General features: G+C 38.6%; 8 protein-coding genes and 1 pseudogene. 6 read left to right on the top strand and 3 right to left on the bottom strand.

Annotated features, from left to right (window positions below; translation table 11 throughout):
- Nucleotides 1-86: 86 nt before the first annotated feature.
- Both A7968_RS13655 and A7968_RS13650 read right to left on the bottom strand, forming a co-directional pair.
- Nucleotides 87-2,180, bottom strand: coding sequence for a M13 family metallopeptidase (locus tag A7968_RS13655; RefSeq protein WP_064667117.1), 2,094 nt, complete (start codon nt 2,178-2,180; stop codon nt 87-89).
- 156 nt (nt 2,181-2,336) lie between these two features.
- Nucleotides 2,337-4,085 (bottom strand): ABCB family ABC transporter ATP-binding protein/permease, encoded by a 1,749-nt coding sequence (locus tag A7968_RS13650; RefSeq protein WP_064667146.1) that lies wholly within the window; start codon nt 4,083-4,085, stop codon nt 2,337-2,339.
- Between the two features lie 222 nt (nt 4,086-4,307).
- Between A7968_RS13650 and A7968_RS13645 the strand changes: the two genes are divergently transcribed.
- The 4 genes from A7968_RS13645 (at nt 4,308) to secF (ending at nt 8,848) form a co-directional block, all read left to right on the top strand.
- Entirely contained in the window at nt 4,308-5,357 is a 1,050-nt protein-coding gene (locus A7968_RS13645) for an NAD(P)-dependent alcohol dehydrogenase (protein WP_064667116.1), read from the top strand.
- A 121-nt stretch (nt 5,358-5,478) separates the two neighbouring features.
- Nucleotides 5,479-5,976 carry a hypothetical protein gene (locus A7968_RS13640; RefSeq protein ID WP_064667115.1) on the top strand — a complete coding sequence of 166 codons (498 nt, stop codon included), beginning with the start codon at nt 5,479-5,481 and terminating at the stop codon, nt 5,974-5,976.
- Between the two features lie 104 nt (nt 5,977-6,080).
- A complete protein-coding gene (gene secD / locus A7968_RS13635) occupies nt 6,081-7,925 on the top strand; it encodes a protein translocase subunit SecD (RefSeq protein WP_064667114.1) in 1,845 nt (614 codons plus the stop codon).
- Nucleotides 7,922-8,848 (top strand): protein translocase subunit SecF, encoded by a 927-nt coding sequence (secF, locus tag A7968_RS13630; RefSeq protein ID WP_064667113.1) that lies wholly within the window; start codon nt 7,922-7,924, stop codon nt 8,846-8,848. Before secD ends, secF begins: the two co-directional genes overlap by 4 nt.
- A 68-nt stretch (nt 8,849-8,916) precedes the next feature.
- Here the strand turns inward: secF and ttcA are convergent.
- Nucleotides 8,917-9,687, bottom strand: a pseudogene (gene ttcA / locus A7968_RS13625) (tRNA 2-thiocytidine(32) synthetase TtcA); the annotation flags it as partial.
- Nucleotides 9,688-10,050: 363 nt separating this feature from the next.
- Between ttcA and A7968_RS13620 the strand changes: the two are divergent.
- Both A7968_RS13620 and A7968_RS13615 read left to right on the top strand, forming a co-directional pair.
- On the top strand, nt 10,051-12,003 hold the full coding sequence (locus tag A7968_RS13620) for an AAA family ATPase (protein WP_064667112.1): 1,953 nt from the start codon (nt 10,051-10,053) through the stop codon (nt 12,001-12,003).
- A complete protein-coding gene (locus A7968_RS13615; protein ID WP_064667111.1) occupies nt 11,996-13,174 on the top strand; it encodes an HNH endonuclease in 1,179 nt (392 codons plus the stop codon). Before A7968_RS13620 ends, A7968_RS13615 begins: the two co-directional genes overlap by 8 nt.
- Nucleotides 13,175-13,204 lie beyond the last annotated feature (30 nt).

The following is a 13,204-nucleotide window of genomic DNA, read 5'->3' as shown; positions in this document are numbered from 1 at the left end:
ATTAAAATTGTTTTGAGTGGGCAAGCAGCAGAAAAAATATAACCCGCAGTTGCGGGTTATATTTTCAAGCGAAATGTATCGGGTTATTACCAAATACGTACGCGTTGATCTTCTGGTAAATATAAAGCATCACCAGGTTGTACATTGAATGCTTTGTACCATGCATCGTGGTTACGTGGTGCTTGTGCTCTAAAGCGACCTGGCGCATGGGTGCCACCGCGCAGTTGGTTTAGCATGCTTTGCTCGGTGCGTTTTTCTTTCCATACTTGTGCCCAAGCTAAGAAGAAGCGTTGATCGCCGGTGAGGCCATCAATAACAGGTGCTTCTTTACCATTTAAGCTTAACTTATAAGCGTGGTAAGCCATGGCTAAACCACCTACATCACCGATGTTTTCGCCTAAGCTATTACGGCCATTAACGAAGTTACCTTCAATTGGTTCATATTTACTGTATTGCTCAGCAAGTTGGTCGGCTTTGGCATCAAATGCAGCGCGATCTGAGTCAGTCCACCAGTTGCGCTGTACACCGTTGGCATCTGATTTAGAACCTTGGTCATCAAAACCGTGACCCATTTCATGGCCTATTACTGCGCCAATGCCGCCGTAGTTTACCGCAGCATCTGCATTAGGATCGAAAAATGGTGGTTGTAAAATAGCCGCAGGAAACACAATTTCGTTAAACGAACTGTTGTAGTAAGCATTAACGCGCTGTGGTGTCATACCCCATCGGTTGCGATCTGTTTTTTCAAGCTCTTTAGCAACACTGTCGGCTTGGAAGAATTCGCGGGTATTTCTAATATTAGCCATCAAATCGTTGTTGCTAATAGTCAAGCCATCGAATGATTGCCATACATCTGGGTAGCCAATTTTTGGCACAAACGCGGCTAATTTAGCTCGGGCGTTGACTTTAGTTTCAGCGCCCATCCAATCTAGATTATCAATACGTTCACCAAGCGCGGTGCGCAGGTTTTCAACCAATTCTGACATTTGTTGTTTTGATGATTCAGGGAAGTAGCGTGCTACATACACTTTACCAATCGCGAAACCCAATGAATCGGTGCTCGACATTTGGCTAATTGCACGCTTCCAACGAGGGCGTGGCTCTTGTTGACCATTAAGCTCTTTACCGTAAAACGCGAAATTAGTATTAAATACATCTTCAGAGAGTAGCTCTGCATTAGAGCTTAGTGCGTGATAGGTTAAGTAGTCTTTCCAAACTGCGAGGTCTTCTTGATTGATAAGCTCAATCATTGCTTTGATCGGCTCAGGCTGAGAAACGTTGAGCTGCGGTACTTTATAACCTGTTTGCGCAAAGTATAGATCCCAGTTAAAACCTGGGTAAGTGCTGTTTAATTCACTGCGTTTAATTTGGTTTAAGGTTAGGTCGCGGTTACGGCGTTTTTCGCGAGGCCAATGACCTTGTGCAATTTTAGTCTCAAGGGCTAAAATTGCTTGTGCACGTTTAGTGGTGTTGTCTACACCTGCTAGTTCAAGCATTTGAGCGATATGTGCAACGTATGCGTTACGGGTTTTTTCAAAGCGCTCTGAATCTTCAAGGTAGTATGAACGATCGGGTAAACCTAACCCCCCTGCGCCTAAAGACATTTCATATTTATTGGGGTCAAGGCGATTAAACCACATGCCGCCGCCAATCGGTGAATTAACACCACTAAGCCAGGCTTGACCAAACAATTTAGTCAGATCATCGGTTGATGACACGTCATTGATCTCAGTCAATAATGGTTTGATCGGTGCTACACCTAGCTTATTGAGTGTTTCGGTGTCCATGTAGGCGTTGTAAAAATCAGCAATCAGTTGCTCTTCTGCATTTAAATCATCGCGTGCAGCAATTTCTTCAATAATTTCTTCAATAATTTCTTTAACACGTTCTTCACTGCGCTCAGCTAATCCTGAAAAAGCACCGTAGCGTGTTTTGTCAGCAGGCATAACGTAGGTGTCATACCAAGTACCACTGGCGTACATAAAAAAATCATCGCCTGGTTTTACTGCTTCATTACGGGCTGTTAAATCTACACCAAAGCTACCTAGTTCAGGTTTTTCTGCGGGGGCAGTTGTTGTTTCAACGGCTGTTTTAGGTGCGGCTGTTTCGGTTGTTTCAGGCTTTGAACAGCCTGCTAAAAATGTGGCAGCGAGTGTGGCTGCAATCAGTGTTTTTTTCATTGGATTACCCTGAATGTTATTTTTATCATACGTTTTTATAATTCTCACTTTGATTGTTATAGATAACGCAAAGCGAGACAAACTTTTTGAGGTGAATAACCTAACCACCCGATAAAGCTGTGTTAACAATTAAAGTAACGGAGTACGCGATAGTTATCAATTTTTTGCTTGCGTTTGTTGTAACTGCCACATCCGTGCATATTCTCCATCTAAGGCTAAAAGTTGCGTATGGCTACCTTGTTCAACAAGCTCTCCGGCTTGCATAACTAAGATAGTGTCGGCATCGGTAATCGTTGATAACCGATGTGCAATCACTAGGCTGGTATGGTTATTGGCAACTTCGCGCATGGCGTTTAAAATTGCCTGCTCGGAGTGAGAGTCGAGTGCAGAGGTTGCTTCATCAAAAATTAAAATAGGTGACTTTTTCAAGATAGCGCGAGCGATGGCAATACGCTGTTTTTCACCACCAGAGACTTTTAAGCCGCGTTCACCAACAAGAGTTTGATCGCCTTTATCAAGACTGCTAATAAAAGGGGTTAAATGGGCCATTTCAATCGCGTGATCAATTTCTGCGGCGGTTGCAGCTGGACGACCATAGGCAATATTTTCCCGTATGCTGGTATTAAAAAGCACGGTGTCTTGAGGGACAATGGCAATTGCTTGGCGCAAGCTGTGTAAAGTGATATTGCGTATATCTTGGCCGTCAATACAAATTGCCCCACTGTTAATATCATAAAAACGATATAACAAGCGGGCTAGGGTGCTTTTACCGGCACCACTGGCTCCGACAACGGCTACTTTACTACCAGCTCTTATTGTAAAGCTCATTTGTTTGAGAATAGTCCGCGAGCTGTGATAGCCAAAATTAACGTTTTTAAATTCAATACTCGCGTTTTGAATAATCAGTTGCTGTGCATTTTCTTTATCTGTAATGAGTGGTTTTCGGGTTAATAGCCCGAGCATATTTTCTAGATCAGTGAGGGCGCGGCGAATTTCTCGATACACAAAGCCTAAAAAGTTTAGCGGTAAAAAAAGCTGGATCATGTAAGCGTTGATCATCACCAGTTCACCAATGCTGAGTTCACCGGAGACGACATCTAAGGTCGCTAACCACATTAATGCGGTGATCGCTGTGGCAATGATCAAGGCTTGACCGGAGTTGAGTGCTAATAAAGATAGCCGATTTTTTAGTCGTGCTTGCTCCCAGGTGGCTAAAAATGAATCGTAACTGTTAGCTTCATACATTTCATTATTAAAATATTTAACGGTTTCGTAGTTTAGTAAGCTGTCAATTGCACGGCTATTGCTGTTGTTGTCAGCTTGATTTGCTTCACGAATGAAGCGATTACGCCACTGCGTGACAATAACCGTAAAGGCGATATAAAGAATCACAGCAATAAGCGTGACCAAGGCAAACCAAGGCGAAAAAAGCGTAGCGAATATGACTGCGACAATTAAAATTTCAAATAACGTTGGGATAATATTAAACATTAAAAAGCGCATTAAAAAACTTAAACCTTGGGTACCGCGTTCAATATCACGGCTAATGCCGCCAGTTTGTCTATCTAAATGAAAGCTCAGCTCAAGTGCATGCAAATGTTTAAATACTTTTAGGCCAATATGGCGCATGGCATGCTCTGTTACCCGGCCAAATAAAGCATCTCGTAGTTCGCCAAAAAACACTCCAGCAAAGCGCAGTCCGCCATATAAAAGTAACAGCGCGACCGGGACGATCAATATTGTCTGGAGATTGCCATCAACGGCATCAATAATTTCTTTCAGTGCCCAGGGCATCAGCAAGGTTGCACCTTTTGCGGCAATAAGTGCAAGTACGGCTAATAAGACCCGACCTTTAAATACCATTAAATATGGCCAAAGTGTTTTAACACTTTGTTTTAAGTTCATGGCATCATGATGTTTTATTGCTTCTTGTTTACCCATACCGCGCATATTTTCTCTAACTCTATTAAGTCTGTATTAAACTTTTTTTAGTAGCCTAGAGTATAAACTTTAACAGTGTGTATCTAGGGCTATACTAGTAACAGCACATAGTACAGTTTAGGCAGCTTAAGACAATGTTTTACAGTGGTTAATTAAACTCAGTTTTTAACACAGAAGGGAAAGCAGATGAAAACTATCGGATACGCAGCACACCAAGCTAATACGCCATTAGAGCCATTCCATTTTGAAAGACGCGATTTACGCGATGTAGATGTTGCGATTGAAATATTATATTGCGGTGTTTGTCACTCAGATCTTCATACAGTCAATAATGATTGGGGCGGCACTAGTTACCCAATTTTACCTGGTCATGAAATTATTGGTCGCGTGATTGAAGTCGGTAAGGGAGTAAGTAAATATAAAATAGGCGACACAGTTGCCGTCGGCTGTATGGTAGACAGTTGTTTAAATTGCGAACAATGCCATAAAGGTGAAGAACAGTTTTGCAGAGAAGGGATGGTTGGTACCTACTCAGGAAAAGACAGAGTGACGGGCGAGGCAACCAAAGGTGGTTATGCAAAACACATAGTGGTTCGTGAAGAGTTTGTTTTAAATGTACCAGATTCTTTAGATACAGCCGCGTGTGCGCCAATTCTCTGTGCGGGTATTACAACGTATTCACCGCTTCGTACTTTTAATGTTGGACCTGGAAGTCGAGTGGGTGTTATAGGGTTAGGTGGTTTAGGTCATATGGCGATTAAGATAGCTGCGGCAATGGGAGCTCATGTGACGGCTATAAGTCGAAGTGCAGATAAGAAAGATCAAGCATTTGAATACGGCGCGGAAAACTTTTTGGTTTCTAAAGATGAAGAGGCGATGCGAGATTATAGTAATCAACTTGATGTAATCATTAATACTATCCCAGTTAAGCATGACTTTACGCCATACTTACCGCTTTTAGATATTGATGGTACGCAAGTGTTGGTTGGCCAAGTGGGTGAAATGGCAGAGTCAAATTCAGTGCCATTATTATTGGGTCGTCGTCGCGTCGCGGGCTCGTTAATTGGTGGTATTGCGCAAACACAAGAAATCCTCGATTTTTGTGCGCTGCATAATATTCTCCCAGAAGTTGAAATGATTAAAATGGATGAAATTAATCAAGCGTTTGAGCGCCTAAAAGAAGGCGATTTATCTCACCGCTATGTGATTGACATGTCATCATTGACAGTTGATTAATTTAAATCCGTGCTTGTTTAGCCGCAGGTAATAAGCTTGCGGCTTTTTTTATCGTAAATTAGCTATTGAAATAGTATGATTCAGCCTCATTAATAAGTTAGTTCACTTTTTTGATAATAAAATGATTCGCTTTCGCTTAGTCCTTACCGTATTACTGATGTTTGCTGCACTTTTTAGTGTGCAGGCAACGGCTGCTAGTAGCAAGCAGACGATTCAGTCACAGTCGAGCGTATTGGTTGGAGCAGAGGTTTTTTCGCAGTTAATTGATTTAAATTCAAAAGTCATTCATACACCTGTATCGACTCACTTATCTGTGAGTAAACAAGTCGCTATGTTAGCTGCAGATCAACAACCGCAAGGTGCTGGTTTTGAATCATTGCAGCCACGTTTAACGGCAAGCAACTCCTCATTATTTTTGTATCATAGTCAAGTAGAGCCAAATTATGCGGCTATATTTGAGTTTTTTGTGCCAAGCCTCGCGCGGCAACTCTTTTTGCAACCTCTTGAACCACCAACACGATTACCTTGGTTTGTGTCTTATGATGGGAAAAAGTCACGTTTGAGTGGGTGGAAAGACGCTAATTTGCAGTATCGGGCAGTCCTTACCTACCACAGTTAATTCTTCCAGTTAATTTTTCGGTGTTTTAGTGATTTCGCTAAAGCAGTAAATAACTGCGTCTATCTGGCGTGAAGCCTATGCTTTGCTAGGCTTAAGGAAGAAGTATGTTAAAAAAATCATCAAAAAAACCGCTGTTGCAGCGTTTTAAAATAAGCTATATGGCGATGCTTGTAGCGCTGATATTATTGACTATCAGTGCCTTACCAAATTTATATCCTGCAAAATCGTGGTTGCATGTTACACCGCAACAGCCATCACACTCTGAGTTATTAGCAATTGATACGCAAAAAAATGTCATTGATTTTTTAAATCAACACGGTTTTAGTGTTGAGCAATCTATGCAAGCGTCTCAATCGCTATCTTCATTAAATGTGTTATTACAGGAGCCCACCAAAAGCGCTGCAGCTCAACAAGCATTAAAAAATGAGTTTACCCAGCTGAATGTAAAAATAGTGACTCATCAGACAAGTCCTGACTGGCTACAAAATCTAGGGCTTGCGCCTATAAAGCTGGGGTTAGATCTTAATGGTGGCGTGCTGTTTGTATTGGATGTTGATTTAGTTAAAGCACAACAAGAGCAACTTAATAGTGCTTATGAGCAAACAAAAACGATAATTCGTGATGAGAAAGCCAGAGGAGTTCGTCTACAGCAAAATGCACAGGGGTTCGAATTACATGCATTACCAGCTGCTAAAGATGAACTGCTTGCAGTACAAGCGCAGGTATTAACGCGTTTTGAACGTTTAAGCGCGACTGAGCATTCGCAAGGTAAATTAACAACAGTGGCATTTAGTTTTAGTGAACACGGCAGCAGCGAATTTGATAAAGAAGTGATGAGCCAAACCTTGACGACTCTGCGTGGCCGTATTGAAGAATTAGGTATCACGGAAGCGGTAACCCAGCGCCAAGGTAAGCAACGTATTCGGATTGAATTGCCCGGAGTACAAGATCCTAGTGAAGCAAAACGGATCATTGGTGCAACGGCATCACTTGATTTTTATCAACTCAAAGAATATGGCGGTAAAACGTTTACGCTGCAAAATGGCGGAACAATCAACCTAGATCCAATCGCTATTTTTTCAGGTAAACACATTAATAATGCTCATTCTGGTCGCGATGAATGGGGTAAGCCGTTAGTACAGTTAAGCTTAGACAGCCAAGGTGGCGAAGCCATGTCGGCGTTCTCAAAACGTAATATCGGTAAACCAATGGCCACGGTGTATTCTGAGTATTACAAAAATAGCCAAGGCAATGTGGTTAAAAAAAGTGAAGTGATCAATGTGGCTAATATTGCCCAACACTTGAGCAGTCAATTTAGTATTACTAATATGCAAAGTCCGCAAGCGGCGCAAGATTTAGCGCTATTATTGCGTGCAGGGTCACTAACTGCGCCGGTAACCATAGTGCAAGAGCAAACCATTGGGCCAAGCTTAGGGGCCGATAATATTAATAATGGCTTAGCTGCTTTAATGTTAGGTATGGGGATCACATTAGCGTTTATGGCTTTGTGGTATCGCCGTTTAGGCTTAGTGGCGAATATTGCCTTATTACTGAATTTGACCGCTTTGGTTGGGTTAATGTCGCTGTTGCCTGGTGTGGTCCTCACTTTGCCAGGAATAGCAGGTTTGGTACTGACGATTGGTATGGCTGTTGATACCAATGTTATTATTTTCGAACGTATCAAAGAGGAGCGACGTAAAGGTCGCGCGCCATATCAAGCAATAGAGCAGGGCTATCAACAAGCTTTCAGCACTATATTTGATGCCAATATTACCACTATGATCACCGCTATTATTTTATATGGCATTGGTTATGGGCCAATAAAAGGTTTTGCCATTACGCTTGCGCTGGGACTCATAACCAGTGTGTTTACTGGTGTTTATGTATCAAAGGCATTGAGCCAAACGTTGTACTTAAAATTGGCAAGTAAACAAGGAGCCCGCGCATGAATATTACAACTGAAAATATGAGTACAGCAACGCGGTTACGTTTATCAGGCTTGGTATTGTCTATTTTATTAGTGGCTTTCTCTGTCATAGGGATTGCTACCAAAGGATTAAATTTTGGTCTTGATTTTACGGGCGGGTATTTAACCGAATTTACCACCTCAGTGCCTATAAGTAAGGCTGAATTAGCCGATAAAATTAGTGACTATCATGCTGGTCATTTTATCTTGAGTGCACAATCTAGCCAACATTTTCAGCTAAGAGAAGCAGAGCAAGCGAATAACTCTGATTGGTTATCTGCACTTACGCAAGATGAAACGCTAGGTGCTGACGTTGTGTCATCTTCTTATCTAGGCTCACAAGTGGGGGATGAGTTATTTGAGCAAGGGTGCTTAGCATTATTTGCGGCAATGATTGCTGTGATGATTTACTTAGCCTTGCGGTTTGAATGGCGTTTAGCATTGGGTGCTGTTATTGCTTTAATGCATGACGTGATTGTTGTGGTTGGTTTATTTGCATGGCTTCAGCTTGATTTTAACTTAACGGTGTTAGCGAGTTTGTTAGCAATTATTGGTTATTCCTTGAATGATTCAATTATTGTTGGTGACAGAGTGCGTGAGCTGCTGCGTTTAGATATTAAAAAACAACAAGCCAGTGTCAATACAGTGATAGACGAATCGATTAAAAGCACTTTAACCCGTACCTTGATAACCTCTGGCACCACGCTTGCGACAGTCGCAAGTGTTTGGTTGTTGGCGGGCGCACCATTACACGGTTTTGCAATTGCGTTATTTGCTGGGATCGTGGTGGGGACTTTGTCATCAATTTGTATTGCAGCCACGTTACCGCAGTTACTTGGCCTAAGACATGAGAACTATCAAGTAAAGGTGGACGAGCAAAGCCAAGCGTTAATGGATATGCCGTAACTGACTTTATCAACAAGAAAACAAAAATGCCGCGATTGACGCGGCATTTTATCACCTTGCTAAAACGACTAGCTAAGGTTGATAGTGACCACTTCGGCTGACTCTGGATCAACTGCAGTTGCTGGTTGTTTTGGGATATCAGGCTTATCTAAAGCAATATCACTACCATCAATGACTTCACCGGTTTGCAAGTTAGCGAAATCAAATAATTCATTATCCGCTAAGTGCGATGGTACGACGTTTTGCATTGCTGTAAAAATACTTTCGATACGACCCGGATGCTCAATATCCCACTGAGCAAGCATCGCTTTAGTATGTTTACGTTGTAAGTTTTCCTGTGAGCCGCACAGGTTACATGGAATGATAGGGTAGGCTTGACTAATAGCGTATTGCGCAATATCAGTTTCTTTACAGTAAGCTAATGGACGAATGACCATGTGCTCACCGTTATCACTCATTAATTTAGCGGGCATGCTTTTTAGTTTGCCACCGTAAAACATGTTTAGGAACAGTGTTTCAATCATATCGTCACGATGATGGCCTAAGGCAATTTTGGTTGCACCCATTTCATTTGCGGTACGGTATAGAATGCCGCGACGTAATCGTGAACAGAGCGAACAAGTGGTTTTACCTTCAGGGATGATATCGGTAACAATACTGTAGGTATCTTCTTCGACAATTTTGTATTCAATATTCTGTGTGTCTAAATATTCAGGTAACACATGCTCAGGAAAGCCAGGTTGTTTTTGATCTAGGTTAACAGCAAAAAGCTCAAACTTGATGGGGGCAACACGTTGTAAATGTTGCAGCATATCTAATAGAGTATAACTGTCCTTCCCTTATATTAAATAATATCAAAAATAAAATGTTTATTTTAGTTTATTTTCAGCAACTTAAATTTTTCAAGCATTACAAAAATAAAAGATACTGTTAACTAAAAAGAAGAAAGAGAGATTTAATGTATTTTCAGGTTTATGATGCTTTACAAAATGCCATTAGAAATGTTTTGGGTAGGAAGTTATTTCGATGAAACTAGATCATCGACTTCAAGATGTCTCTAAAGAAAGAGAAGTTTTACTAAAGGCAGCTAAAATTTTTGCTAATGAATTAAAAGTATCTAACTTCTTCTTAAGATTAAAGAACAGTTCTCATTGCTCTACTGTCATCAAATAGGTATATTTAAAGAAAAACTATCAAAATACATGAAACTAGTCTTTGTCCATATTGAAGAACATCTTCAACTTCACAATATATCAATTCCTCTTACATCTGAGTTCAATTTTCATCTGAAGGAAGGTGAATTACTGATATCTAAAAACGATCAGTACATAGAGAGTTTTTATGAAGGGATAAATATAAAAGCTATTATTGGTAAAAATGGGTCTGGGAAGACATCTATTTTAGATTTTATCGAGAGTTTGTATAGTAATATTGAAAGTTCAGGTGCTTTTTTATTTTTTGACAATAATAGTAAGACTTTTTTTCAAAAGACTCTAAATACTAAACCTTTTAATTTTAGATTATGTGGTAAAATTAAAGATCATAAAATAAATCACTTAGAAAGCCGACATCTACATAAGATAATAAAAGTTAATAATTTATCTAGTTTTAGCGCGAACAAGAACGCAAGTAAGAAAAATGTTGTCAACTTATCTTCTGAAAAACTTAGTTCAAGTAAAAAAAATAGAACTAAACAACTTGAGAACATATTTAGTTATTTAAAACGAAAAGGAAATAAATATAGTAGCAATGTTGTTTATACCTTTAAGTTTAGAGGTATGACACCAGCCCTAAAAAATTGGATCAAAGAGTCATTTGTTTGTTATTTAATTAAAGAAGGCTATTTTAAAAATAACGAATCTTTCTATTCTAGTTATCTAAGGGAATCCCAGTCTGATGTGAAAGATGGCCATAATGTATTAAAATCTTTATTTCTTGCAAAAGAGCCTAGCGAGCTTCCAATTGAATTCGAAAATTTAATATCTGACTTTTCTAACTACTATTTACGAACTATATTATCTGATATTTCAAACAATGATAGTCTCTCTTACCTTTTACCACTAGATGTTACTCTTCCCGACCATAGTGTAGGTGCAATAGTATCTAAAGGGATCTTAAACATATTTAGAAATAATATATTAAAGCATAAAGTAGATGGAAATTTATCGGCATATCTTTGCATTAATTTGATAGGTAAGCTTATTAATAACAGAGAGTTGCTAAATAGAAATGTTTGGGATTCGGACTTTGATATTGAAGGAATTTTAGCCAGCGCTATAGAGCAAGTACTAAAAAATAACAGTAATAATAGAAATGGAAGTCCTAGTCAATTATATGAAAGTCTAAACGGACTGCAACATGACTTGAGGATGGATTTAGATATTTTCCTTGAAGTTATTAGAAATATCACTAGTACTAAATCTGGAGAGATTGTAAACAATAATCCTAGTGTGACTCTGTATAAAAAGAATTATTGGCTTGAAGAACTTATTTCTAATACTGAAGGATATCCTGCCCTAAACTCGTCTACTGTGTTTGAAGGTTACTCCGGCATCGAACAAATTAAGTACTCAACTCCTTTGGATATAGCATATATTTCTGAGGAAGTTACTAAGTTACCTCTTTATTTACAAAAGAGCATTGATCACGGTTGGGAGGGGCTTAGCAGTGGTGAATTTGCAAAAACTAGCCTTTTTTCTTCTATTTTTAACTTCTTATTGAGAGAAAGCCCCTATAACTTTCAATTATTTCTCATTGATGAAGCTGATTTGTACCTTCACCCAGAGTGGCAAAGGAAATTTGTCTTTGATTTAATAGAATTAATAAAAAACTTAAATTGTGAATCTACATCTCAATTTATAATAACTACACATTCACCACTGATAATTGGCGACTTTTTGCCTGAAGATATATTAGCTCTTAATGTTGAAGATGGAAAACCGGTAGCATGTAGTTCATTAGGTTTTGGAACAGTTTTATCAGATTTTTATTTAGAAGGAATGCATTTAGATTCAACCTATGGAGAGCATTCAAGGATAAAGCTTCAAGAGATGATCGATGCAAAATTAAAGAACATTGCTTTAACCAAAGAGCAAATAAAACTAGTTAATAAAATATGTAATAAAGCTCTGAAGGAAGCTTTGCTAGATGGTTAAATTTAAATACTATTTCCCAACAGGTTTCCAAAAAAAATTAAAGAACTCTAATTTTTTTAAAAATGCTTTATCACAGCAAAAAATTGTATATGCAGAGATGAAGAAACAGTGCCAGATTAATGCAAATTTTTACAGTTCTCTATTTAGCGAATCATTTCTTTTGAGCTTAGTATTTTGTCCTCCAAAAAGCTTGAGCAAGAAGATAAATGAGATTTATGAAAATTTTCCTCTTCTTGCAGATAGATTTAATCCATATTTCAACTTTAGAAGTTATGATTTGAATTTTGATGTCTCTTTGATTAAGTCTAAAACTGATACAGATAAAAACATTGTTCTTGCATTAAAGGATAAATTTATCATTGAGTTGGATAAAATTCTAAACGAAAAATCTTCCATATTGGCTAAATATTTCTCTGTTGAACTTAAAAAGGCAACAAGCCCATTAAAAATATACCATATATGTTGCAGGATTAGAAATGTACACGTAGGTACTTCAGTTACACCAAAAAGTGTTCGAAATATCTATCCGTTATGGTTTGATAAGCTAGAAAAAATTTTTAACTATGAGGCTCTGAGAACCGAGTTTGGGCAAGTAATAATTGAATCAAGTTATTTAAAAATCTGTCCTTACTGTAATAAAAGGGATGTAGAAATTACTTATGGAAAATATGTAACAGCGAGACCTGATTTAGACCATTTTTATCCTAAAAGTAGATATCCATTTTTGGCAACTACACTATATAATTTAGTTCCTTCATGTGGTTTTTGTAACCAAAAATTTAAAAAGTCTAAAGATACATATATGAAAAATATGCATCCACTACTTGCTGGAACTAGGAATTATAAAGTTTTTAGTTTCGTACCTCTTTTGGATGAGCCACCTATAATATTTTTAAATGGCTGTACTAAATTTAAAAGTAATATTACATTATTTGAGCTCGAAGCCGAATATCAAAAAGATTCGATAAAGCGAGAATACAAATCAATGAATGATAAATATGAGTCATTTAAAGGGTTACTCGGACCCAAGTTTGAAGAGTTCCTAAACACTAGAGAAAATATAGTTACAATGTTTGATATTGGGGGGGATAGAAACATATACAATACGAGTACATACAAGTTTAGGCTAGATACATTAAGTACCTTAACTAATAAAAACTACAAAAATTAGTTTGGGTGTCATATTTCTTCATTCTGCAAA

Origin of the sequence: Pseudoalteromonas prydzensis, from assembly GCF_001661495.1 — a bacterium.
Taxonomy (GTDB): domain Bacteria; phylum Pseudomonadota; class Gammaproteobacteria; order Enterobacterales; family Alteromonadaceae; genus Pseudoalteromonas; species Pseudoalteromonas prydzensis.
This window is presented reverse-complemented; position numbering and strand designations above follow the sequence as displayed.

Excerpts from the sequence above, each read along its gene's own strand:
- A7968_RS13655 (WP_064667117.1), bottom strand. The coding sequence starts at position 2,180 with ATGAAAAAAACACTGATTGCAGCCACACTCGCTGCCACATTTTTAGCA.
- A7968_RS13650 (WP_064667146.1), bottom strand. The coding sequence starts at position 4,085 with ATGAACTTAAAACAAAGTGTTAAAACACTTTGGCCATATTTAATGGTA.
- A7968_RS13645 (WP_064667116.1), top strand. The coding sequence starts at position 4,308 with ATGAAAACTATCGGATACGCAGCACACCAAGCTAATACGCCATTAGAG.
- A7968_RS13640 (WP_064667115.1), top strand. The coding sequence starts at position 5,479 with ATGATTCGCTTTCGCTTAGTCCTTACCGTATTACTGATGTTTGCTGCA.
- secD (WP_064667114.1), top strand. The coding sequence starts at position 6,081 with ATGTTAAAAAAATCATCAAAAAAACCGCTGTTGCAGCGTTTTAAAATA.
- secF (WP_064667113.1), top strand. The coding sequence starts at position 7,922 with ATGAATATTACAACTGAAAATATGAGTACAGCAACGCGGTTACGTTTA.
- A7968_RS13620 (WP_064667112.1), top strand. The coding sequence starts at position 10,051 with ATGAAACTAGTCTTTGTCCATATTGAAGAACATCTTCAACTTCACAAT.
- A7968_RS13615 (WP_064667111.1), top strand. The coding sequence starts at position 11,996 with ATGGTTAAATTTAAATACTATTTCCCAACAGGTTTCCAAAAAAAATTA.